The sequence below is a fragment of the Actinophytocola algeriensis genome (assembly GCF_014203735.1).
Lineage (GTDB): Bacteria > Actinomycetota > Actinomycetes > Mycobacteriales > Pseudonocardiaceae > Actinophytocola > Actinophytocola algeriensis.
Window position 1 is genome coordinate 474360 of the sequence record NZ_JACHJQ010000006.1, and the last position, 22288, is coordinate 496647.

A 22288-nucleotide genomic window follows, 5' to 3' on the forward strand; every position below is an offset into this window, starting at 1 on the left:
CGTCGACGAGCGACAGCCGCGCGCTGCCTGCCAGGTCCGCGAGGCTGAAGACGTGCCGCACACCGTCGATGTCGCACTGCCACCTCCGCGACCCGTCGGACAGCGGGGTGCGGTCGGCACGGACCGTCAGCTCCTGTGCGCCCGTCGCGCGCCGCCCCGGTCTCATCGCACCACCCGAGGCAGTGGGACAGGGCTCGCGGCCACGGGACGATCGGGCTCACTCAAACCCATGAGCCGGTACATGGTCTGCCGCAGCACCCGCGCGGCTTGTCCCGGTCGCGTCGTGAGCAGGGCGCGGACATCGCCGTAGGCGTCCGGCCGGTGCGCCACCGCGAGGGCGTTGAGCTGCGGCACCAGCGGCCGGTCGAAGGACCACCGGGGTGCCCGGTCGTACATGATGGCGGTCGGGCTCCCTTCCAGGAGTGGCACGGCCGGTCCGTCGACGAGGAGAACCGGAGCGCCCAGCCCGGCCGCGAAGCCGGTGACAGAACCGTAGTCGCCGATCACATGGTCGGCCGCGACCAGCGCTCCCCGCCATCCCTCCTCCGGGCGAACCAGCGACAAGCCGTCGCGCAGGCAGCCCGCCAGCCACGCACGCACCTGCCATTCTCCGTGCTGGGACCAGATCGCCGGGTGCAGTAGTCCCACGACCTTGTACCGCTCGGGCGGCAGTTCGGCCAGCACCCGGGAGAACAGGTCCGGGTACCGTCCGAACGCCGACCGCTCGGACCAGGTGGAACTCACCACCACGAGCTGCTGTCCGGCGCCGACCTCGAGTGCCGAGCGGTACCGCGCCCGGTAGGCCGTACTGGCCACGAGCCGGTCGAAGGCGATGTTGCCGACCACGACGGCCTTCGACACGGCCCGCGGGCAGGTTCGCCGCAGCACGGCCAGCTCCGAGTCGTGGGTCAGGACGATCGCCTCCGCGCGAACACGGCCCTCGTTGACCAACCGGCTCGGGTCGAGACCCAGCAGCGGTTCTCTGCCATCGTCACCGGTCGGCGGACGGTAGGAACGGTACTGCGCGAACCCACCACCGTGCGGGACGAGCAACGCGGGACCTGCCACGTCGTCGAGGCCTCGGACGCTTCCCGCCAACACGAGGTCGTACTCCAGCTGCCGTGCCTGGCACCACGGGAGCACGACACCGCCGAGCCCCCGCACGTACTCGGTCGTGGCCGTCCACGACGCGTGGGTCTCGGGGATGGTGAACACGACCTGGACACGGTGGTCCGCCTCGAGCAACGGCAACAGGTCCGCGAGCCGGGTGCCGGCGACCATGTGCGGCACCATGACCAGAACGACGCGGCATCCCAGGCGTGTGGACCAGTGCCGGTCCCGTTTGCCAACCGGACCGCGCACCCAGGCGACGTCAGACATCGCCGCCCCCGCGAATTCCCGTCACGCGAAGACAATCCGGTCGTGATTCACCGCAGGTCCATGACAAATACATGACGCCTCCAGAAGCCCCGTCCGGTTCCCCGGCCAGGGCACGTCCCCGATTCAGTGCCCCCAGCGTGCACCGCCGGTCCTGCAGAACGCTGTCACCCAACGTTCTGACCGTGTGCGAAAGAAACGGGTCAGCCACTCGTGGCGCAGTACGCGACCGACGGACAGGACAAATCATGGACATCGCGCGGAACCCCACCTTTCAACGGACTGTCAGCGGGCTTTCAGGCGCCGATATCGCCGTCTCCGTTGCCATATCGGAACCTTCTCCGTATCCACTCCACGAGGTAACTCCTTGGTTTGATCATGCCTTTGGCGGCACACTCGACAGAGCTGAAGGTTCAGCGATGGGGTGAAACCGTGGAAATAATCTTCGGGATTCTGGGGCGCACCGCGATCAGGATCGGCGACACCTTCGAGGAAGACTGGGCTTCTCCGAAGGTGCAGGCATTGCTCGCGACCCTGCTCGCGCACGCGGGACGACGGGTCACGCTGGACACGCTCACCGAATGGGCGTGGCCGGAGGAGAAGCCATTACCACGGAACCGCGCGGCAACCTTCCACACCTACGCGACGAGGATTCGGAAGGTGCTGCGGCGGTTGCCCTCTCCGTCCACTTTGTACACGGGAAACGGCGGCTTCCGGCTCGAGGTCGACAAGGAGACGATCGACTACCACCGCTTCCGTTCGCTCGCGGGCAAGGCCCGCCTGCACGCGCGCGAACAACGGCCCCACGAGGCAGCGGAATGCGCCGAGCAGGCGCTCGCACTGTGGCGCGGTCGTCCACTCGACGACCTGATCAGCGAACGCGCACAGGCATGGCGCACCGGTATCGAACGCGACGAGTGGATTCCCGTCAATGCCGTTCTGTTCGAAGCACTCCTCAGCATGGGCGACGCCGATCAGGTACTCGCGATGCTGAACACACTTCCGACCGAATATGCGGACGACATTGCATTCGCACGGCTGCGCATGTCGGCGCTGCACATGCTGTCGCGTTCGTCGGAGGCCACGACGTACTACTTCCACCTCCGGCGCAGGCTCCTCGACGAAGGCGACGAGCAGCGGGCCGACCACCTCCGCCACCACCACGAACAACTCCGGACCCGCCGCACCGGGACACCACCGGGCGACCCCACGCCGACGATCGCTCCACCACGCCAGCTGCCGATGGACATCCCGGAGTTCGTCGGCCGCGCGGACCTCATGCGGGAACTGGACCGGGCCGCGACAACACGCTCCGGGGAGCTGGGCGCCGGTGTGGTGATCATCGACGGCATGCCAGGCGTCGGCAAGTCGGCTCTTGCCGTGCACTGGGCGCACCAGGTGCGCGACAGGTTCGAGGACGGCGATTTCTTCGTCAACCTCAACGGGTTCTCGGACACCGGCGTGGTCGACGACTCCGCCGTCGTCGACGACCTGCTCGTCGCACTGGGAACCCCGCCGGACGAATCGATGAACCCGAGAGCAAGAGAACTGTTGTTGAGCAGACTCATGATGAACCGGCGAACGCTCGTCGTCCTGGACAACGCACGCAGTAGCGATCACGTCCGGAAACTGATCTCACTGCTCAACCACAGCCTGATTCTGATCACCAGTCGCCAGCGCCTCACCTCGCTCAGCACCGCGATGGGGGCACGCCGCATTCAGGTGCCACCGATGCCGGCACGAGAGGGCGCGGAACTACTCACCCGCAGGCTCGACTCCACCGTCGAGCTCCCGGAAGAAGCCGGCAGGGAACTGGTGGCGCGATGCGGCGGACTTCCGCTGGTGATCGCCATTCTCGCGGAGCACCTGGTGACGTTCCGGCCACCGGAGATAGCCAGCGTCACCAAGCACCTCGACCTCCGCAGGCTCATCGCGGAACTCGGCGAGGACGGCGACGGGTCGAACTCGGCGAGGACTTTCTTCTCCTGGTCCTACGAAGCCCTTCCCGCGGAAGAACGCCGCCTGTTCCGATTGCTCGGGCTGCACCCCGGACCCAACATCGGTATCGAAGCAGCGGCGTCGTGCGGCGGGCGTACGACCGCGGCGATCAAAAGGAGTCTGGGTATTCTTGTCGGTGCCCACCTACTCGAACGACCGGATGTTCTGGACCGCTACCAGTTTCACGATCTTCTTCGGGAGTTCGCCACCTTCTGCGCCGAACGGGATGAATCCCCCGATCGGGTAAGGGCGGCCGAACGCCGTATGATCGGCCACTATCTCGCGTCCGCCACCGCGGCGCACCACACGATGTATCCGGGTCATTTGACCCCACCCCCGCTCCCGTTGGAGAAAGACGTTGTTCCAGTCCAGTTCGTCGACGCCGCGCACGCGCAGGGCTGGGCCAGCAGGGAACGCACGAACATCAATTCGGTCATACACATGGCCAGCGCCCACGGCCATCACGACCACGCATGGCGCCTCGCGGACACGGCGGCCACCTTCCTCGACAGGTACGGACAGTTCGAGGACAGCCGGTCAGTCCGCGAGATCGCCGTCAAGGCAGCGGCGGCCGCGGGCGACCGCGAAGCGGAGGCGTCATCCCAGGTGGGACTCGGAATGACCTTGGGAACCCTGGGATTGCCCACCGAAGCTCGCCGGTGCCTTGACCTCGCTCTCCGGTACGCAGAGGAAACCGGCAACGAACGCGGCCAGGCGTCGACCCTTTACCAGCTGGGAAAGCTGGCGATGACGATGGGCGCGGCCGACACGGCAGCACAGCTTTTCCAGCGCTGCCTGGACATCGCGCAACGCATCAACGACGCGGAGGCGCTGTGCTGGACGCATGTCGACCTGGGCAATGCGTTGCGCGTGCTGAAAGATCACGACAACGCCTTGCTGCACCTCAGGCAGAGCGAGTTCCACGCGCAGCGGATAGCCGACACGTCGGCACATGCGAAGAGCCTCGCGGGCATCGGCGCCGTGTACCGCGATCAAGGTGACCACGACGCCGCGCTGTCCTACTGCAGACAGGCATTGGCGCTCACCGAAGGTCTTCCTGACATGGCTGTCACAGCCGAAACCTGCGTAACTCTCGCAGAGGTGTCGCATGTCCGTGGTGACACGACGATGGCGCACGCGTACATCCAGCAAGCGCTCGACGTATGCAACGAGTCACATCTGATCGCGGAAGAAGCAAGAGCAAGAACAGTAATGGGTAACATAGCGTCGGCCGAAAACGATGCAATCGGCGCTGCCACTTCGTGGCGGCACGCTCTGGTGCACTACGAGCGTTTGGGGAACACGGCGCAGAGCGCGGCACTGCAGGCGAAGATCGCCAAGGCGGCAACTCCGCTTGACGAAGGCATCTGACGTGGGGACCGAGGCGATGACGATGAGGGAGGTACGCCTTGCCGCCGCGAACTTCTGCCGACCAGGCAGCCGACCACACTGACACCTCGATGCCGAACAGGCCGAGTGCCGACCAGGAAACCTTGACCGACGGCAGCGTCAACCGCGCCATCGGCGACGAGCTGCGACGGGTCCGCGACGATCTCGGTTGGACCAGGGGCATGGTCATCGACCGGATGGCGTCGGACATCAGCGTTCAGGCCCTCGCCAACTACGAGTACGGGCTGCGTCCCTGCACCCTGCCAAGACTTGTCGAAATCTGCGAGGCACTCGACGTGCCGACGCCAACCCTCGTCGCCCTTGCGCTGCAAAGGATCTCGGTCGAGCCGGACGCGGACAGCCTGCAGATCGACCTGAAAGCCGTGATCGCCACGGAGGATTCAGCGTATCCCACATTGCGCCAGTGGGCACAGAACCGCCTCAAGAGCAACCCCGAAGGCACAGGTGTCGCACGGCTGGAACGAGCGGCCATCGAGGAGATGGCGACCATCTTCGATCTTCCCGTCGCCGAGTTCCTTCGATATCTCCGCCAGTTCATTCCCGAGCGGACACCGCGCAGAATGCTCTGGGACTGACCCGCCGCCGTCAGCCCTGTTTCCGCGTCACCCAACTGAGTGGCGATTGACGAGCAATAGCAGCGGTGCAAATTACTCCTGTCGGGTAATTATTCATCGGCGCCAATCACATTGTTGACACTCTGAGTTGAGCGCATCCAACTCTTGCGCCGCTCCAGATAACACTGAAACGTTTCATGGATTTCGCGAGCCTTCGAGGCTTGACCTGTCGGCCGAAATCAGATAGTCACCACAGAAGCCGCGTCTCACCAGAATGTGTACATCTCTGGCTCCGGTGTCACAAAGGGACCCACCGAGAGCATCCACGCACACTTGTGGCACGCTACGCACCGTGGATAACACCGTGCGTCCGTTGCATGTCTCCTCACCGGACGACCAGCCGAACGACCACCGATGCCGTCCTTCCGGCAGTGTTGATGCAGGGGGGAACTGATGTTCTTTCTTCTCTGGTGGCCGTTCCACTGACAGGCCAGAACGCCGTGGGCCGCAACGGAAGCTTCCGTTGCGGCCCACGGGTCTTGATGGGGTTCTCGTTACCTCGGCGGCCCTGGCCGGCGGCGGGGCAGGTACGTCTCGTCGGCCTGGGGGTCGTACAGCGCGAGGTCGTGCTGGTCGGCGAGGGCGATGATCTTCTCGATCGCCTGCTCGCCGGCCGGGCCGATGCGCAGGCGCATGAGGACGTGGTCCGCGCCCAGTGACAGCGGTGTCACCGCCCATGGGGAGTCCGGGGTGGGCTCGTGGTCGGGGAACACCGCGGCCAGCGACTCGTGGAAGCGGGCGATCCGCACGTCGATGTCGCCGTCCTGGTGGTCGTCACGGGTGCAGCGGGCGTACGTCTCGCGTGCGGCCTCCGCGTCGGCAGGGGCGGAGAGCACAGCCAGGTCGAAACTCACGCCGGTCATTATCGCCTCACACCACCGCGCCACTTCCCTCCCGCTCCCTGCGCACCGGCTTGCGCTTGCCGGCACCCGGCCAGCGCCGGTCCAGCAGGATCGCCGCGGGCCCGGCCGTGACGACCGTGGAGAACGTGCCGATCACCAGTCCGAGCAGCAGCGCGAGCGCGAAGTCGGCCAGTGAGCCGTCACCGAGCACCAGCAGCGCGCCCAGCACGAACAGCACGCCGATGCCGGTGTTGACCGTGCGCGGCAGCGTCTGCAGCACGGCGTCGCCGACCACGTGCGGGAACGGCCTGTTCCCCCGCAGCTCGCGGACCCGGTCGAACACGACGACCGTGTCGTTGACCGAGTAGCCGATCACGGTCAGCAGCGCCGCGAGGAACACGCCGTCCATGGTCTTGCCGAACCACGCGAAGATCCCGAGCAGCAGCAGGACGTCCTGCGCGAGCGCGATCACCGTGGCGAGGCCGAGCCGCCAGTCGAAGCGGATGGCGAGGTAGGTGAGCTGCGCGGCGATCGCGAGCCCGAGCGCGAGCAGCGCCTTGTCCCGCAGCTCCGCGCCGAGGCTCGGGCCGACCTTCTCGTCGCGCACCTCCTGGGCCTGCCCGAGCGACGCGACGGCGTCGGCGACCCGGTCCGCGCCCGCCTCGTCGAGCGGCGCGGTGCGCACGGACACGCCGCCGCCGGACTCCTGCACCACCGCGTCGCCGTACCCGGCCTCGGACAGCGCCTCCCGCACCTGGTCGACGCCCGCCGCCGTCGTGTACTCGAAGAGGCGGCCGCCGGTGAACTCGACCCCGAGGTTCGGCCCGACGAGCACGAGCCCCGCGAGCGCGATGAGCACCGCCGCCCCTGCGCCGAGGAGCCAGCGCTTCGCGTTCACCAGGAAACCCGTGTCGCGGCCGCGGATCCAGCGCCGCACCCGCCCCTGGTGCGCGATCCCGCTCCAGCTCGGCCGGGCGCGGGTCATGGCGAGGTGGATGAACACGCGGTTGAGGACGAGCGAGGTGAACATCGACGCGAGCACGCCGATGGTGAGCGTCACGCCGAACCCGCGCACCGGCCCGGACGCGAGCAGGAACAGCAGACCGGCGGCGAGGAGCGTGGTGACGTTGGAGTCGACGACCGCGGACAGCGCGCCCCGGAACCCCTGGTCGGCGGCTCTCGGCAGGTTCCCGTTGTACTCCTCGCGCGCGCGTTCGTAGGCGAGCACGGTCGCGTCGACGGCCATGCCGATGGCGAGCACGAACCCGGCCAGTCCGGGGAGGGTGAGGGTCGCGCCGATCGCCAGCAGTGCCGCGTAGGACACGGCCGTGTAGCCGACGAGCGCCACCACCGCGACGAGTCCGGCGAGCCGGTACACCGCGATCAGGAACAACGCGACGAGCGCGAGCCCGATGACCGCGGCGCGGGCACTGGTGTCGATGGCTTCCTCGCCGAGGGTGGGCCCGACGGTCCGCTGCTCGATGATCTCGACCGGCACCGGCAGCGCCCCCGCGTTGATGAGCAGGGCGAGGTCGGCGGCCTCGGCCTGGGTGAAGCGGCCGGTGATGCTGGTCGACCCGCCGATCATGCCGACCCCGCAGGCGATCGAGGGATCGACCTGCGGGGAGGAGATCACCTTGTCGTCGAGCACGATCGCGACGCGGCGGCGCGGGTCGCCCGGGGACGCGCAGGCGGCCTCGGCGGTGAGGTTCTCCCAGGCCCGTTCGCCGCCGTCCTGGAACTCGACGGACACGATGCGCCCGGTCCCGTTGGGGTCGGGCCCGGAGCGTGCGTTCGCGACCCCGCTGCCGTCCAGCGCGGCAGGCCCGACCTGGATGGGTTCGCCGCTCTCGGCCGTCAGGGCGTCGCCACCCTCGAGGACGACGGGGTGGAACGTGAGCGCGGCGGTGCGCCCGATGACCTCGGCGGCTTCCCTGGGGTCCTGCACGTCGGGCAGCTCGACGACGATGCGCCGCTCCCCGCTGCGGTGGAGGTTCGGTTCGTTGACCCCGAGCGCGTCGACGCGGCGGCGCAGCACCTCGAGCGTGCGGTCGGTGCTCTCGGCATCGGCGGTGACGGTGGGTGAGTCGTGGGTCTCGAGCACGATCTGCGTGCCGCCACGCAGGTCGAGCCCGAGCCGCGGCGAGGCGGTGAGGACGAGATAGACAGCGGCGACGAGCACGCCGAACGACAGCAACGCTCGTCCCCGCCAGGAAATGCGGCGTGACATGGGATTCCTTCGCACGAGTGAGGGTGGTTGTCCACAGCCGGGTGAGTTGTCCACAGATCAGCCCGCGCCCCTGGCCTGCACGCCACCCAACTGGTAGACTGGCAAGGCGGGACGCCCCCGGGACAGGGTGGGGGTTGCGTTCCGGCGGGTTCGCGGTTGCGCGCGCCGTTTTCGCTGGTCTGTGGTGCCCGATTCAGGCTCGTGCTGGCGGTGCCCGGCCCGCGGCGGGCTCGCGATGGGCCCTCGGGTGCGCGTCCGGCTCGGCCTCGACGTGCACTTGCCGCGGCGCGACCGGTGGGTGCAGCGTGGTCTCCGCGCCGGCCAGCGGAATCTCGGGGGTGGTGTTCGGCGCGGGCAGGGTCGGGGCAGCGTTGCTCACGACCGTGTGCGGGGACATGGTGCCCGGCTCGTGGTGGGCCGGGGTCACCATCGCGAACACGGCGAGCAGCGCGATGAGCAGGCCAGTGGCCATCGCACGCCGGTTCATGCCGCCACCGTATCCGATCAGTGGTCCGATGGTTTCCCACCTGTGTGAGTTGCCGTTAGTTTCCCTTGCGACGCAACGGTTGTGCGCTCGCTCAGGGTAACTACCATCGATTCATGCGGCCAAGCACGCTCAGATGGCGCCTCTACGTGCTCGTAGGCGGCCTGGTGATGTTGTTGCTGGTGGCCGTCGCGGCGACGACCATGACCCGGCAGCGGGTCGCGGACCTCAGCAGCCAGATCCGCAACACCCTGCGGCCAGCGCAGTCGTCGACGGCCGCGCTCGCGAAGGCGTACGTCGACATGGAGACCGGCGTGCGTGGTTACCAGCTGAGCGGCGCCGCGCAGTTGCTCGAACCGTACGACGACGGCAGCAACACCGCGTCGGCCAACCACGCGCGCCTGCGCGCCCTGCTCGCCGAGGACGCGGAGGGCAGCAGGCTGCTGGCGGCGGTCGACCGCGCGGCGACGGACTGGGAACGCACGGTCGCCGCCCCGGCCCTGCGCGACGAGAACCCCGCCGCCGCGAGCGACAAGGCCCGGTTCGACTCGGTGCGCGGCCTGCTCACGGCCCTGCAGGCCCACATCGACCGCCGCACGGCCGCGGTGATCCAGTCGTGGACCGACGCCCAGGCACGGGCGAACCTGGTGACCACGCTCTGCGGCGGACTCGCGCTCGTGATCGGCGGGGGCGTCATCGTGCTGGTGCGCCGCTCCCTCGTCCGCCCGGTGAACGACCTGGTCGCGAACGTGCGCCGGGTAGCGGAGGGCGACCTGTCCCACCCGGTGCCCGCCCGCGGCCCGGCGGAGGTCATCACGGTCGGTCACGCGGTCGAGTCGATGCGGCAGCGCATCCTGCGGGAGAGCGCCCGCGCGGCCCGGTCGTCGGAGCAACTGGTCCGGCTGCACGAGGCGGACCGCATCGCCCAGGACCTCGGCGCCACGACCATCCGCGACCTGTTCGGCATCAGCCTGTCCCTCCAGTCGGCGGCGGCACGGCACCCGTCGGCGGCTCCTGCTCTGCGCGCGGTGACCGCCGACGTGGACCGCGTGCTGCAGGAACTGCGCTCCCGCCTCTTCGACGGCGACCGTTCGATCGCGGACGTGCTGACAGCACTGGAACCCGAACTGGCAGCACCCCCGACGGTGACGGGCCCGGCGGACACCCCGGCGCCGGTGGCACTGGAAACCTTCCTCCGACACGTGCTCCCGCTCTACCCGGAGGCGACGACCGTCCTGATCACGACGAGCGACACGGAACTCCGCGTCAGCCTGACCGGACCGGCGGCGCACGACCCCACGCTGCTGAAGGAGGCCGCCTCGGACCACTCGGCGACCGCGATCTTCGAACCGGACCAGGTGACGATCGAATGGTCGACGGAACTCTGACGAGCTGAGGCACCCCTGGGAGCGGCGGGCTCGACAAGCCCGGCGCCTGCGGGGAGTCCGCGAGAGGTGGCAGGGCGAGACCGGCTGTTGCGAAGCGGCAGAGACAACGAAGTCCCGACGGTCCCAAGGCGGCGGGGTCGGTGCGGCCCGCGAAGGTGGCTAGGACTCGGTGGTGGGGACCGGTTCTGGGACCAGGCGCACTTGGTCTTTGTCGTCCGGTGACGGTTCTTCCTGCCAGCCCTGTGGCCACTCGCGTTTGTCCGCTGCCTTGGCGGCTGTGGCGCCGGTCAGGTCGACTCTTCTGCCTGCTGTTGGTTCTTCGCCGAACTCCACGTCCGCGTCGAAGGTCGTGTTGCGGAAGTTGGCCCTGCGGGGGCCGAAGGCGGCTCGGCGGAGGTCGGCGGTGCCGGTGAAGTGGGCGCGGTGGAAGTCCGCTTCCTCGGTGAACTCTGTGTCCCGGAAGGCGGCTATCGCCAGGAAGGTGGTGTGGCGGAAGGTCGCTTTGCGGACCCGGCAGTTGCGGAACCAGAAGAACTCGAGTGTCGTGCCGGTGATCTTCAGATCCATGTCCGGCCAGAAGCGGGTCTGGTCTGCTGGACGCAGGTGGGTTTCCAGCACGTCCTGCACGGTCATGCGGACCAGTTGTTCTTGTGCGGCTTCCGCTTCCTCCGGCGTCTGCGGCGGGGTGTACGGCATCCGCAGGTACGCGCACAACAGGTTCACCACCGTCTGGCGGTGTTGTGGCTGGTCCTGTGCCAGGCGCTCCAGTGCGTAGACGCCCGCCAGTCGTACCGGGGCCTTCTCGCTGCCCAGTTGGTCCGCCGCTTTGCCGTACAGCTCGGTCACCCGGCGCTCGTTCGCGTCGTGTTCCTTCTGCTCCAGGTCCAGTTCCACGTACCGCTGCCGTCGTGCTGCCAGGAGCAGGGCCGCGGCGCCGCCCGCACCGATCACCAGGCTCGCCGCTGTGCGCAGTGCGTCCAGCCGGTGCGCCGAGGCCTGGTCACCGCCGCCAAGGAACAGCCACAGCACCGTGACGGCCACCGCCGCCATCACCGCAAGGCCCACCGCCCACCAGACGATCGTCCTGCTCGACAAGGCCTTCGACACGGGACGCATGATGTCAGGTGGTCCCGGCCGGGTGCGGCCGGCCGGGTGGATCATCATCGGCAGCGCCAGCGGACCGGTGCGGCGCCGTCGCCGTCCTCCGGGTAGGCGAAGCCTGCCGCCTCGGTCGAGTTCACGGCCGTGACCGAGCCCGGCGTGTGGCCGGCCGGGGTGGGAAGCGGCGTTGGCAGCACGCCGGTCCACGCCAGCGGCTCGCCGTTCCTGCCCTCGCCCACCACCACGCCATCGTCGTTCAGCGCCACCGCCGCGGCGCCGCCGAGGTACGCGCGCAGGTCGCGGTCCGTGCCCCAGCTCGCCGCCGCGGTCACGACGGCCGGGTCGCCTGTGACGCCGACGATCCGGCCGTGCCGCAGGTCCTGCACGTCTGCCGGCGGCAGCGACACCCGCTCACCGGCCGGTGTCCACGCGTACGCACGCCACCGCAGTGCTCCCGCCGCGACGTGCCCGGTCCTGGCCGCGACGGTGCCGTCGTCGTCGATCGCTGCCCGGCCGTACGGGGCCTCTCCCGGCGGCGTGTCCAGGAACCGGGGTGGTCCCGTGGCCGGCCACACGACCAGGCGGCCGCCGTCGTGGCCCACGACGTCTCCTCGTGCGTTGATGTCCAGTGCCGTTGACGAACCTCCTGATTCCGGCAGTCGTTCGTAGTGGCCGTCCTGGTGACGGAACGCGTGCTGTGCTCCCTCCTGGTCCGTGGCGGTGCCGACCACCACGCCGTCCTCGTTCACCGCCGTCACCGCGGTGTCCAGGCCGAACGCCGGGCCCAGTGGCTCCACCTCGCCGGCACGCCATCGCACCGCCTCGTTCGAGCCGTCGATCCCCGCCACGCCTGCCAGCCACTCGCCCGCGCCCGCCGTCACGCGACCGTGGAAGGCGTACTCCGGCAGCGGGAGCACGTCCGGTACCCAGTCGCACGCGCTCCGCGCCGGTTCCACGGCCGCCGCAGGCGTGACGACGGCCGGTACCGACGCCCCGGCCACCACCACCAGTGACGCCACCGCCGTGGCTCCCCGGCGGAACCGGCTACCGCGCATGGGCGGATCCGGGTGCTGTTCGCGTTGTTTCGTTCATGTGTTCGAATCTACCCGCAATCTCCTCTCGCCGGGGGCACTTCGACCGTCGTCAGGCAGCCGCCACCGCTGCGCGCATCCGGCTCAGCATCTCCTCGACCAGTGGGCCGGAGGTCGCGAAGTTCAGGCGCACGAAGCCCGCCGAACCGAAGTCCGGACCGGAGCTCAGCAGGACGTCCGCGCGTTCCAGGAAGAACGCGGCCGGGTCCGCGTCCAGCTCCAGCTCGCGGCAGTCCAGCCACGCCAGGTACGTCGCCTCCGGGCTGTGGTGGCGCACGCCACCGGGTAAGCCCTCGGCCACCAGCGCGCGGTTGCGGGAGAGCGTCGCCTTCGCCTCGGCGAGCCAGTCGTCGCACTGCTGCCACGCGGCGAGCGTCGCCAGCACACTCAGCACGCTCACCTCGCCCAGCAGCGCGGACGGCAGCTTGGCCAGCCCGGACCGCACCCGCGCGTCACCGACGTGCACGACGGCACACCGCAGCCCCGCCAGGTTGTACGTCTTGCTCGCCGAGTACAGCGTCACCGTCCGGTGTGGACACAACGAGGCGAACGGCACGTGCTTGAAGCCGTCGTAGGTCAGGTCCGAGTGGATCTCGTCGGCGATCACCACCAGGTCGTGTTCCTCGGCCACCGCCGCGATCGCGGTCAGCTCGGCGCGCGTGAACACCCGGCCCGTCGGGTTGTGCGGGTTCACGAGCACGAGCGCCCGCACCTCGTGCCGCACGACGTCGGCCGCCAGCCGGTCCACGTCGAAGGTCCAGCCCGATCCGTTGTCCGACAACGGGATCGGCACCAGCCGCCGCCCCATCCCGTGCACGGAGTCGAGGAACGGCGGGTAGGTCGGAGTGTGCATGGCGACGGCGTCGCCCGGTTCGGTCGCGACGTGCAGAACGGTCTGCAACGCCTGGGTCAGCTCGGTGAACAGCCGCACGTGCGCGGGGTCGAACGCCACGCCGTACCACGCCGCCATGCGCCCGGCGAACGCCTCGCGTAACGGGTTCCGCTCCGGCCGCTCGTCCCACGCCGGGTAGGTGAAGTCCGTGTGCCGCAACAGGGCTGCGCGCACCGCCTCCGGCGCGGCGAAGTCCATGTCGGCCACCCATGCGGGCAGGACGCCGGGTCCGGCCTGCGCCCACTTGATGCCGGGGCGCAGTCGGAGGTCGTCGAGATCGAGCTGATCGAACATGCGGGCGAGAGTAGACGATGCCACCGACAATTCCGCTCCGCGCAGGTCAGGCGGGCAGGTAGACCACGAGACGGTGCTCCTCGATCCCCGGCAGCGCAAGGGTTTCGTATGCCAGGCGGCGCGTACCCGACGCGACCGACCACCGCTCGACACCGGTCTGCGCGGGCAGCGCGGCCGCCGCCGCGTAGCGGTCGCCGAACTCGGTGCCCGCCGTGATCGACAGCTCGACCGCGAGCGCGCCCGCCGCCAGATCACCGAGGTCGGCGGCGGCGCGGACGGCCGCCGCACGCTCGTCCGCGACGTCCGGCCAGTCCGGGAAAGTGGCCCGGGAACGCGGATCGGCGAACACGTACCGCGCCAGATTGGGACGCTCGTCGTCCAGCAGACCGACCGGGCCTGCGAGGGACCGGAAGCCGTCGGTGCACGCGAGCACGTCACCAGCCGGGTCGGTCACGTAGGCAGGTGTGGCGCTCAGCCGGTCCAGTAGCGCGCGGACAGTGGGGCGCAACACCGGTGCTGTGCTCGTGGCCTGGCAATGCGCACCGCTCTCCGCCTTGATGAGGCGGTACAGGTGCACGCGCTCGTCCGGGGTGAGCACCAGCGCGTCGGCGAGCGAGCCGAGGACCTGGCCGGACGGGTAGCGGTCGCTGCCGCGTTCGAGGCGGGTGAGGTACTCGACGCTGATCCCGGCGCGTTCGGCCAGCTCCCCGCGCCGCAACCCCGGAGCGCGGCGGCGCGGGCCGGCGGGCAGCCCGAAGGAGGCCGGCGTGGTCGCGTCCCGCCGGGCGCGCAGGAACCGGCCCAGTGCGTTGTCGGCCATGATCACCGAGTCTAGTGCTGTGTCCACTTGCGTTGGCCGGGGTGGGTTCGTGGTTTGTCCTCGCCGGACGTCCTCGCCGGGCGGGTTTGCCTCCGGCGGCTCCTCGCCGGAGGGGCCGCCGCAGGACCCGGCACACGCTGGTGGACACAGCGCTAGTTTCCTGAGAGGGGCCCTGCCGCGGTCTCCCTCGGCGCGGACAGCCGGGTCAGAGTGTCGGTCATGCGTTATCGACTGTTCGGCAGGACCGGCCTGCGCGTCTCGGAACTCCTGCTCGGCACCATGACCCTGCGCGACGAGCAACAGGCACGGCGAATCCTCGACGTGTACGCCGAGGCGGGCGGCAACGTCCTCGACACCGCGTCGGCGTACGGCGAGAGCGAGGCCGTGCTCGGCGCGGTCATCGAGCGCCGCGACCGCTTCGTCATCGGCACCAAGTACACGCTGTCCCGCGACGCGGCCGACCCCAACGCGGCCGGCAACCACCGCAAGAACCTCGTGCTGTCGCTGGAACAGAGCCTGCGCCGCCTGCGCACCGACCACGTCGACATCTTCTGGGTGCACCTGTGGGACCGGCACACGCCCGTCGAGGAGACGATGCGGGCGCTCGACGACGTGGTGCGGGCGGGCAAGGTGCTGTACGTGGGTGCCTCTGACGCGCCCGCGTGGTTCGTGGCCAGGGCGAACACGCTCGCGGAGTGGCGGGACTGGACGCCGTTCGCCGGTCTGCAGGTGCCGTACAACCTGCTGCGCCGGGACGTCGAGCGGGAGCTGCTGCCGATGGCGGAGGCCCTGGGGATGAGCGTGGCGGCGTGGGCGCCGCTGGCAGCGGGAGTGCTGTCCGGCGGGTCCACCCGGGTCGGTGAGCTGACCCCTCGGGACCAGGCCGCCGCGGCCGCGGTGCGGAAGGTCGCCGAGGAGCTGGGGGCGACGCCCGCGCAGGTCGCGCTCGCGTGGACCAGGGCGAAGTCACCGGCCGTGCTGCCGCTCGTGGGGGTCAGCCGGCCCGAGCAGCTGGCCGACAACCTCGGTGCGCTCGACCTCGTGCTGCCCGCAGAAGCGGTCACCGTGCTGGAGTCGGCGGCCGGGTTCGAACGGGGGTTCCCGGCCGACTTCATCGCCGAGTGCGAGCCGTCGCGGTTCGCGTTCGGGGACGCGGCGACGAAGGTCGTCGGCCGTTAGCGGTCCGGGACCGGGTGCGGTGGCCACGGGTTCAGCCCGACCGGCGGTCCAGCCACCGCGCCCATCGGTGTGCGGCCCGCGACCCAGGCGGCCAGGTCCCGCACCGTGCCGGACACCGGGTCGCCGGATCCCCAGTGCTCCCCCGTGTCGGTCGCGACCAGCGCCACGCCGGACGGCACCCGCGACCACAGGAAGTCGATGACGTGCGCGGCCAGCGACTCCGGCCAGTCGGCAGGCGTCACGCCGACCGCGCAGTCGACCAGGTGGATCCACGTCTCACGCCAGCGCGCGAACACCGTCCCGGCGAGGTCGCCGTTGCGGAAGCGGACCGGGCGGCGCCAGTCCCCCGGTTCGGCGCGCGCCCACGCCGCCTCGAGCCTGGCGATGCCGTCCCCGAGACGGTCCATGAGGTCCGGTGCGGTCGCGAACTCCTCGATGCGCGCGTTGCGCTCGTCGACGCCGCCGGGGAAGAGGGAGACGATCTCACCGCGCAGTGCCGCCTCGGTCAGGTCGGCGAAGGCCCGGCCACCGTCGGCGACGTGGGCGACCACGTGCCCACGGGTCCACCCGGGCAACGCGGTCGGCACCGCCAGCTCCACCGCGGTCAGACCGGACACGTCCGCGACGAAACGACGATGTGCGGAGATCACCTCAGGCACTGGGACAGTCATGTACATGATCGTAGGTGGCCTGCTGAAATAGTCGTCGGACGACTTGTCTGCTGCGGATTCAGTTGTGAAGATGGCAGCCATGACCGAGAAGCGTGTTCTGCGGAACTTCGTCGACGGCACCTGGACTGATCCCGCCGACGGTGAGCACACCGACGTCGTCGACCCGAGCACCGGGGAGGTGTTCGCGTCCGCGCCGCGGTCCGGTACGGCCGATGTGGACCAGGCCATGCGGGCCGCGGCGCGGGCCTTCGAGGGCTGGCGGACGACGACGCCCAAGGACCGCCAGCTCGCGATGCTGAAGTTCGCGGACGCGCTCGAGGCCAGGACCGACGAGCTGCTCGACGCCGAGTGCCAGAACACGGGGAAGCCGCGGCAGCTCACGCTCGAGGAGGAGATGCCGCCCGCGATCGACCACTTCCGGTTCTTCGCCGGCGCGGCCAGGGTGCTGGAGGGCAAGTCGGCGGGTGAGTACCTGGCCGACCACACCAGTTACGTGCGCCGCGAGCCCATCGGGGTGTGCGCGCAGGTCACGCCGTGGAACTACCCCCTGATGATGGCCGTGTGGAAGATCGCGCCCGCGCTGGCCGCGGGGAACACGGTGGTGCTGAAGCCGTCCGACACGACACCGCTGTCGACGCTGCTGATGGCGGAGATCGCGGCGGAGTTCTTCCCGCCCGGTGTGTTCAACGTGCTGTGCGGCGACCGGGACACGGGCCGTGCGCTGGTGTCGCATCCCGTGCCCGCACTGGTGTCGATCACGGGGTCGGTGCGTGCCGGACGGGAGGTGGCTCAGGCCGCCGCCGCGGATCTCAAGCGAGTGCACCTCGAGCTGGGCGGCAAGGCCCCGGTCGTGGTGTTCGACGACGCCGACCTCGCGGCGGCCGCGGAGGCGATCGCGGTCGGCGGGTACTTCAACGCCGGACAGGACTGCACCGCCGCGACGCGGGTGCTCGCGGGGCCCGGGGTGCACGACGAGCTGGTGGCGGAGCTGACCTCGCAGGCCCGGTCCACGCGGACGGGGCCGCCGTCGGATCCGGACGTGTTGTACGGGCCGCTGAACAACGCTCGGCAGCTGGAGCGGGTTCGCGGGTTCGTCGACCGGTTGCCTTCGCACGCCTCACTGGAGGCGGGTGGGTCGCAGGTCGGCTCTCGGGGGTTCTTCTATTCGCCCACGGTGGTTTCCGGGTTGCGGCAGGACGACGAGATCATCCAGGACGAGGTATTCGGGCCGGTGATCACCGTGCAGCGGTTCTCGTCGGAGGACGAGGCTGTGGCTTGGGCCAACGGGGTCGAGTACGGGCTTGCTTCCTCGGTGTGGACCAAGGACCACAGCCGGGCGATGCGGATGACCGCGGCGCTGGATTTCGGGTGCGTGTGGGTGAACACGCACATTCCCTTCATTTCGGAGATGCCGCACGGCGGGTTCAAGCATTCCGGGTACGGCAAGGATTTGTCGATGTACGGGTTCGAGGACTACACGCGGGTCAAGCACGTGATGCACAACATCGGCTGAGCAGCACACGAATCACCCGATCTACCACGCACGGCGGCAATCGCAGCGCTGGATCGCTTTCAGGGCGTGGACCCATGTTCATGAAGGGGCCCTTCGTCACATCGGGCGTGACGAAGGGGTCCTTCATCACGGTGAGCGCAACGAAGGGGTCCTTCATCGCGCCGGACGTTACGAAGGGGTCCTTCATCGCGCCGGAGGTCCTTCATCGCGCCGGCGACCCACCCCGGTGGGCCGATCACCGTCGGCTCGGCCGAACCCACCGGAGGTCCCGGCAAACGTTGGTGGACACAGCGCTAACGCATGCCCCACGGGGAGCCGTACTCCGTCAGCAGGTCCAGGAACGGGACGGCGTCGAAGGCTTCCGGCCCCAGTACTCCGGTGCCGGTCCACGTGCCTGACGCCAGCAACTCCAGTGCTACCACCGGGTTGATCGCCGTCTGCCAGGCGACTGCCTGGTGGCCGTACTCGCGCATGGACCACTCGTTGTCCACCACGTGGTACAGGTACACCTCTTTCGGGGCCCCGGAAGTGTCCAGGCCGCGTACCCACGTGCCCGCGCACGTCTTGCCGCGCATCCGAGGGCCCAGGCCCGCCGGGTCGGGGAGGCATGCCGCCACCACGTCGCGCGGGGAGACCCGCACGTTGCCCACCTGCACCGGGTCGGCAGAGGAGAGGCCCAGCTTGTGCAGGGTGCGCAGCACCTCGATGAACTCGTTGCCAAGGCCGTACTTGAAGGTCACGCGGCCGGCTGACACCCAGCGCGGGATCAGCAGTACCTCCTCGTGCTCGACGTTCACGCACTCGACCGGGCCGATGCCCTCCGGGAAGTCGAACACCTCCGGCTCGGAGAACGGTTCTGTCGTGTACCAACCGCGATCGCGTTCCCAGATGACCGGGGGGTTCAGGCATTCCTCGATGGTCGTCCAGATGGAGAAGGTCGGGGCGAAGGCGTAGCCCTCGACCTCCAGGTTGGCGCCGTCGCGGACGCCGATCTCCTCGATCGAGGAGAACAGGTGGTCCGCGGCGTACCTGGCGAAGACGTCCGACAGGCCTGGTTCCACGCCGATGCCGACCAGCGCCAGGCGGCCGCGGTCGGTCCACGTCGACTCACGAGCGAACTGGTCGTCGCCCAGTTTCACGCCCGGCCGGGAGTAGGGGGCCGACTCGTCCGGAGTGGACAGTGACATCGCCATGTCCAGGTAGTCGGCGCCCGCCTCCAGCGCGCCTTCGAAGATCGGCATCACGAACCTGGGGTCCACGGCGTTGAACACGTGCGTGATCCCGTGCGCGCGGCACAGCTCCGCCACCGCCGACGACGAGGACGCGTCGACCGTCGCCGACGTGAAGCGGGCGTCCGGGACGCAGGCGTCCGCTCTGGCCGTCGAGTAGTCCGCGACCACGTACGACTCGAAGAACTCGCGCCTCGCGGCGATGGCGACCGCCGCCGCGCCCACCGCGCCCGCGCCGATCTGCAGGATCCTCATGACGCCCCCTCGCCCGCTCCGTGGCACCGGACCGCTCCGCAAGCTCCGCTCATACGTACCGCGCCTTTCGCCGTGACCTCAGCTGCACGATGACCACGAGCACGAACGCCAGCAGGAACACCGCCGTGCCGACCACGTTGACCTCTCGCGGGATCCCCCGCTGCGCCGCGCCCCACACGTACATCGGGAACGTCACCGTCGTGCCCGAGTTGAAGTTCGTGATGATGAAGTCGTCGAACGACAGCGACAGCGACAACAGCGCCGCCGCCGCGATGCCCGGCAGCACCAGGGGAAGCGTGACGCGCCGGAACGTCTGCCACTCGTTCGCGTACAGGTCCATCGCCGCCTCCTGCAGCCGAGGGTCGAGCCCGGCCAGGCGGGCCTTCACCGTGACCACCACGAACGACAGGCAGAAGAGGATGTGCGCGACCACCACGGTCCAGAACCCGAGCGGCACCCGCAGCGTCACGAACAACGCGAGCAGCGACGAGCCCATCACGACCTCGGGCGTCGCCATCGGCAGGAAGATGAGCACGTTCGTGGTGGCACGGCCGCGGAACCGGTGCCGTGCCAGCGCGAACGCCATCAACGTGCCGAGGACCGTCGCCACCAGTGTCGCCACCAGTGCGATGCCGACGCTCACCCGTAGCGCCGCGCCGAGCCCGGCCGCGCCGAACGGATCCGCCCAGTACTCGAGTGTCCACGACGGAGACAGGTCGTAGGACAGCCGGTTCGCTGGCCGGTTGACCGACAGCAGGAACACGACGACGATCGGCAGGAACAGGTAGGCCAGCACGAGCAGGCCCACCACCATCACCCAGTGGTCCGCGACCCAGCGCCAGAACCGCACTCAGACCACCTCGTCCGTCCCCGCGGCGCGGATGTAGCTGAACACCATCACGAGGATCGTCGCCATCAGCAGGAACGACAGCGCCGCGGCCTGCGGGTAGTCCAGCCGCACCAGGAACGCCGAGTCGATCACGTTGCCGATCATGTACTCGCCGGGCGTGCCGAGCAGCTCCGCGTTGATGTAGTCACCGGCCGCCGGGATGAACGTGAGCAGCGTCCCCGCGATCACGCCGGGCATCGACAGCGGCAGCGTCACGCGGCGGAACACCGTGGCCGGCTTGGCGTACAGGTCGCCGGCGGCCTCCAGGAGCCTGCCGTCGAGGCGTTCCAGGGTCGCGTACAGCGGCAGCACCATGAACGGCAGGAAGTTGTACACGAGCCCGCACACCACCGCGACCGGCGTGGCGAGCAGCCGGAAGTCGTCGGGGAAGAACGGCAGCGACCGGAAGAACCCGGTGACCGGCCCGTTGTCCGACAGGATCGACTTCCACGCGAGCGTGCGCACCAGGAACGTGGTGAAGAACGGCGCGATCACGCACACCAGCAACAGGTTCCGCCACCGGCCCGACTTCTGCGCGATGAAGTACGCGAGCGGGTAGCCGAGCACCGCGCAGATGATCGTCGCGATGCCCGCGTACAGCGCCGACCGCACGAGGTGCGGCCAGTACGCGATGATCGCGTCGCCGTAGTTGCCGAACGCGAAAGCCTGCGAGTAACCGAGTTCGAGGCTGCCGGACCGGTCGTACAGGCTGGTGCCCGCGAGCTGCACCGACGGCACGACGAAGAACAGCAGCAGCCACAACCCGCCCGGCAGCAGCAACAGGTACGGCAGCCAGCGGCGCCGCCGCGCCGGTGGGGGCGGTGGTGGTGCCGTGCCACCGGGTGCCGCCGCGGTCGTGCCGACGAACGCGGTCACGGGGCCACCCCGAGCGGGTCGGCCGAGTACCGCATGACCTCGTCGCCCTCGCCGGACTGTCGCGCCAGCACGAACGAGTGCGGCGGGTACCAGTGCGCGACGACCTCGGTGCCGGGCTGGAGCGGCTCACCGGCCGCCGCGTTCGCGGAGAACACCGACATCTCCTGTCCCCACGGGGTTTTCAGCAGGTACTCGGTGCTCACCCCCGCGTAGCAGGTGTCGGTGAGGACGCCGTGGACCTGGTTGTGCCCGGCTGGCGCGTCCTCGCCGGGCAGCGCGAGGCGCACCTTCTCCGGCCGCACCCCGAGCCACACCCGGCCGTCAGCGGAATGCGCACGGGACGACGGCGCCGCGAACCGTCCCCCGTGCGCCGACAGCAGCAGGTCGTCGCCCGCGGTGCCGGACACCTCGGCGGCGAACAGGTTGGACTGGCCGAGGAAGTTCGCGACGAACGGCGACGAAGGGAACTCGTAGATGTCGGTGGGCGAACCGAGCTGGGCGATCTTCCCCTCCGTCATCACCGCGACCGTGTCGGCCATCCACATGGCCTCCTCCTGGTCGTGGGTGACGTGCAGGAAGGTGGTGCCGACCTCGGTCTGGATGCGTTTGAGCTCGATCTGCATCTGCCTGCGCAGCTTGAGGTCCAGCGCACCGAGCGGTTCGTCGAGCAGCAGCACCTTCGGCTCGTTGACCAGCGCGCGGGCGAGCGCGATGCGCTGCTGCTGCCCGCCGGAGAGCTGTGCGGGTTTGCGCTTGCCGAACGCGGGCAGCTGCACCAGCTCCAGCATCTCGGCGACCTTCTTCTTCGTGTCCTTGACACCGCGCTGCTTCAGCCCGAACGCGATGTTGTCCTCGACGGTCAGGTGCGGGAACAACGCGTAGCTCTGGAAGACGGTGTTGACCGGTCGCTTGTACGGCCGCAGGCCGGTGATGTCGCGGTCGCCGAGGCGGACCGTGCCCGACGACAGCTCCTCGAGCCCGGCGACCATCCGCAGCGTCGTGGTCTTGCCGCAGCCGGAGGCGCCAAGGAGCGCGAAGAAACTGCCCTCCGGCACGGTGAGGGACAGGTCGTCGACGGCGGTCACACCACCGAACTGCTTGGTGACGTTTTCCAGCACGAGGTCATCTGCCATGG

The 22288-nt window shown here is 69.5% G+C and carries 18 protein-coding genes; 5 read left to right on the forward strand and 13 right to left on the reverse strand.

Going from position 1 to position 22288, the window contains the following annotated elements:
• Window positions 1-162: 162 nt before the first annotated feature.
• Complete coding sequence (locus tag FHR82_RS29135) at window positions 163-1281, reverse strand: hypothetical protein (RefSeq protein WP_184813747.1); 1119 nt, start codon at window positions 1279-1281, stop codon at window positions 163-165.
• A gap of 528 nt (window positions 1282-1809) precedes the next feature.
• Between FHR82_RS29135 and FHR82_RS29140 the strand changes: the two genes are divergently transcribed.
• Together FHR82_RS29140 and FHR82_RS29145 are read left to right on the forward strand one after the other, a co-directional pair.
• Entirely contained in the window at window positions 1810-4746 is a 2937-nt protein-coding gene (locus FHR82_RS29140) for an AfsR/SARP family transcriptional regulator (protein ID WP_184813748.1), read from the forward strand.
• A gap of 89 nt (window positions 4747-4835) precedes the next feature.
• On the forward strand, window positions 4836-5360 hold the full coding sequence (locus tag FHR82_RS29145; RefSeq protein WP_184813749.1) for a helix-turn-helix domain-containing protein: 525 nt from the start codon (window positions 4836-4838) through the stop codon (window positions 5358-5360).
• A 533-nt stretch (window positions 5361-5893) separates the two neighbouring features.
• Here the strand turns inward: FHR82_RS29145 and FHR82_RS29150 are convergent.
• The 3 genes from FHR82_RS29150 to FHR82_RS29160 all read right to left on the reverse strand — a co-directional run bounded on the left by FHR82_RS29150 (window position 5894) and on the right by FHR82_RS29160 (window position 8958).
• Window positions 5894-6253 (reverse strand): hypothetical protein, encoded by a 360-nt coding sequence (locus tag FHR82_RS29150; protein ID WP_184813750.1) that lies wholly within the window; start codon window positions 6251-6253, stop codon window positions 5894-5896.
• A 16-nt stretch (window positions 6254-6269) separates the two neighbouring features.
• The gene (gene secD, locus FHR82_RS29155; RefSeq protein WP_184813751.1) at window positions 6270-8471 is read right to left on the reverse strand and encodes a protein translocase subunit SecD; all 2202 of its coding nucleotides are present in this window, start codon (window positions 8469-8471) and stop codon (window positions 6270-6272) included.
• A gap of 193 nt (window positions 8472-8664) precedes the next feature.
• Window positions 8665-8958 (reverse strand): hypothetical protein, encoded by a 294-nt coding sequence (locus tag FHR82_RS29160; RefSeq protein ID WP_184813752.1) that lies wholly within the window; start codon window positions 8956-8958, stop codon window positions 8665-8667.
• Between the two features lie 113 nt (window positions 8959-9071).
• Between FHR82_RS29160 and FHR82_RS29165 the strand changes: the two genes are divergently transcribed.
• Window positions 9072-10343 (forward strand): CHASE3 domain-containing protein, encoded by a 1272-nt coding sequence (locus FHR82_RS29165; protein WP_184813753.1) that lies wholly within the window; start codon window positions 9072-9074, stop codon window positions 10341-10343.
• 159 nt (window positions 10344-10502) lie between these two features.
• Here FHR82_RS29165 and FHR82_RS29170 read toward each other — a convergent pair whose 3' ends face one another.
• The 4 genes from FHR82_RS29170 to FHR82_RS29185 all read right to left on the reverse strand — a co-directional run bounded on the left by FHR82_RS29170 (window position 10503) and on the right by FHR82_RS29185 (window position 14541).
• Window positions 10503-11459: a pentapeptide repeat-containing protein gene (locus FHR82_RS29170; protein WP_184813754.1), complete on the reverse strand. Its 957-nt coding sequence runs from the start codon at window positions 11457-11459 to the stop codon at window positions 10503-10505.
• Between the two features lie 44 nt (window positions 11460-11503).
• Window positions 11504-12463, reverse strand: a complete 960-nt coding sequence (locus FHR82_RS29175) for a hypothetical protein (protein WP_184813755.1) — start codon at window positions 12461-12463, stop codon at window positions 11504-11506.
• A 124-nt stretch (window positions 12464-12587) separates the two neighbouring features.
• Complete coding sequence (locus FHR82_RS29180) at window positions 12588-13721, reverse strand: MalY/PatB family protein (RefSeq protein ID WP_184813756.1); 1134 nt, start codon at window positions 13719-13721, stop codon at window positions 12588-12590.
• Between the two features lie 46 nt (window positions 13722-13767).
• Window positions 13768-14541 (reverse strand): helix-turn-helix domain-containing protein, encoded by a 774-nt coding sequence (locus FHR82_RS29185; protein WP_184813757.1) that lies wholly within the window; start codon window positions 14539-14541, stop codon window positions 13768-13770.
• A gap of 219 nt (window positions 14542-14760) precedes the next feature.
• Here FHR82_RS29185 and FHR82_RS29190 point away from each other — a divergent pair, with 219 nt between their 5' ends.
• Entirely contained in the window at window positions 14761-15720 is a 960-nt protein-coding gene (locus tag FHR82_RS29190; RefSeq protein ID WP_184813758.1) for an aldo/keto reductase, read from the forward strand.
• On the opposite strand, the gene FHR82_RS29195 is transcribed toward FHR82_RS29190, so the two are convergent.
• Window positions 15717-16391, reverse strand: coding sequence for a maleylpyruvate isomerase family mycothiol-dependent enzyme (locus tag FHR82_RS29195; RefSeq protein WP_184813759.1), 675 nt, complete (start codon window positions 16389-16391; stop codon window positions 15717-15719). The two genes, FHR82_RS29190 and FHR82_RS29195, sit on opposite strands and share 4 nt — an antisense overlap.
• Before the next feature lie 79 nt (window positions 16392-16470).
• Here FHR82_RS29195 and FHR82_RS29200 point away from each other — a divergent pair, with 79 nt between their 5' ends.
• Window positions 16471-17904: a gamma-aminobutyraldehyde dehydrogenase gene (locus tag FHR82_RS29200; RefSeq protein ID WP_184813760.1), complete on the forward strand. Its 1434-nt coding sequence runs from the start codon at window positions 16471-16473 to the stop codon at window positions 17902-17904.
• A gap of 293 nt (window positions 17905-18197) precedes the next feature.
• Here the strand turns inward: FHR82_RS29200 and FHR82_RS29205 are convergent, their stop codons facing one another.
• The 4 genes from FHR82_RS29205 to FHR82_RS29220 are packed head-to-tail and all read right to left on the reverse strand — an operon-like array spanning window position 18198 to window position 22286.
• The gene (locus FHR82_RS29205; RefSeq protein WP_184813761.1) at window positions 18198-19388 is read right to left on the reverse strand and encodes a saccharopine dehydrogenase family protein; all 1191 of its coding nucleotides are present in this window, start codon (window positions 19386-19388) and stop codon (window positions 18198-18200) included.
• A 49-nt stretch (window positions 19389-19437) separates the two neighbouring features.
• Window positions 19438-20238 carry an ABC transporter permease gene (locus FHR82_RS29210; RefSeq protein ID WP_221464418.1) on the reverse strand — a complete coding sequence of 267 codons (801 nt, stop codon included), beginning with the start codon at window positions 20236-20238 and terminating at the stop codon, window positions 19438-19440.
• Entirely contained in the window at window positions 20239-21153 is a 915-nt protein-coding gene (locus FHR82_RS29215; RefSeq protein ID WP_184813762.1) for an ABC transporter permease, read from the reverse strand.
• Window positions 21150-22286 (reverse strand): ABC transporter ATP-binding protein, encoded by a 1137-nt coding sequence (locus FHR82_RS29220; protein WP_184813763.1) that lies wholly within the window; start codon window positions 22284-22286, stop codon window positions 21150-21152. Before FHR82_RS29220 ends, FHR82_RS29215 begins: the two co-directional genes overlap by 4 nt.
• Window positions 22287-22288 lie beyond the last annotated feature (2 nt).

What these genes read in the sequence shown, in the direction of transcription:
- FHR82_RS29135 (WP_184813747.1), bottom strand. Translation starts at nt 1,281, where the DNA reads ATGGTCGCCGGCACCCGGCTCGCGGACCTGTTGCCGTTGCTCGAGGCG.
- FHR82_RS29145 (WP_184813749.1), top strand. Translation starts at nt 4,836, where the DNA reads ATGCCGAACAGGCCGAGTGCCGACCAGGAAACCTTGACCGACGGCAGC.
- secD (WP_184813751.1), bottom strand. Translation starts at nt 8,471, where the DNA reads ATGTCACGCCGCATTTCCTGGCGGGGACGAGCGTTGCTGTCGTTCGGC.
- FHR82_RS29160 (WP_184813752.1), bottom strand. Translation starts at nt 8,958, where the DNA reads ATGAACCGGCGTGCGATGGCCACTGGCCTGCTCATCGCGCTGCTCGCC.
- FHR82_RS29165 (WP_184813753.1), top strand. Translation starts at nt 9,072, where the DNA reads ATGCGGCCAAGCACGCTCAGATGGCGCCTCTACGTGCTCGTAGGCGGC.
- FHR82_RS29170 (WP_184813754.1), bottom strand. Translation starts at nt 11,459, where the DNA reads ATGCGTCCCGTGTCGAAGGCCTTGTCGAGCAGGACGATCGTCTGGTGG.
- FHR82_RS29180 (WP_184813756.1), bottom strand. Translation starts at nt 13,721, where the DNA reads ATGTTCGATCAGCTCGATCTCGACGACCTCCGACTGCGCCCCGGCATC.
- FHR82_RS29185 (WP_184813757.1), bottom strand. Translation starts at nt 14,541, where the DNA reads ATGGCCGACAACGCACTGGGCCGGTTCCTGCGCGCCCGGCGGGACGCG.
- FHR82_RS29190 (WP_184813758.1), top strand. Translation starts at nt 14,761, where the DNA reads ATGCGTTATCGACTGTTCGGCAGGACCGGCCTGCGCGTCTCGGAACTC.
- FHR82_RS29195 (WP_184813759.1), bottom strand. Translation starts at nt 16,391, where the DNA reads ATGACTGTCCCAGTGCCTGAGGTGATCTCCGCACATCGTCGTTTCGTC.
- FHR82_RS29200 (WP_184813760.1), top strand. Translation starts at nt 16,471, where the DNA reads ATGACCGAGAAGCGTGTTCTGCGGAACTTCGTCGACGGCACCTGGACT.
- FHR82_RS29205 (WP_184813761.1), bottom strand. Translation starts at nt 19,388, where the DNA reads ATGAGGATCCTGCAGATCGGCGCGGGCGCGGTGGGCGCGGCGGCGGTC.
- FHR82_RS29220 (WP_184813763.1), bottom strand. Translation starts at nt 22,286, where the DNA reads ATGGCAGATGACCTCGTGCTGGAAAACGTCACCAAGCAGTTCGGTGGT.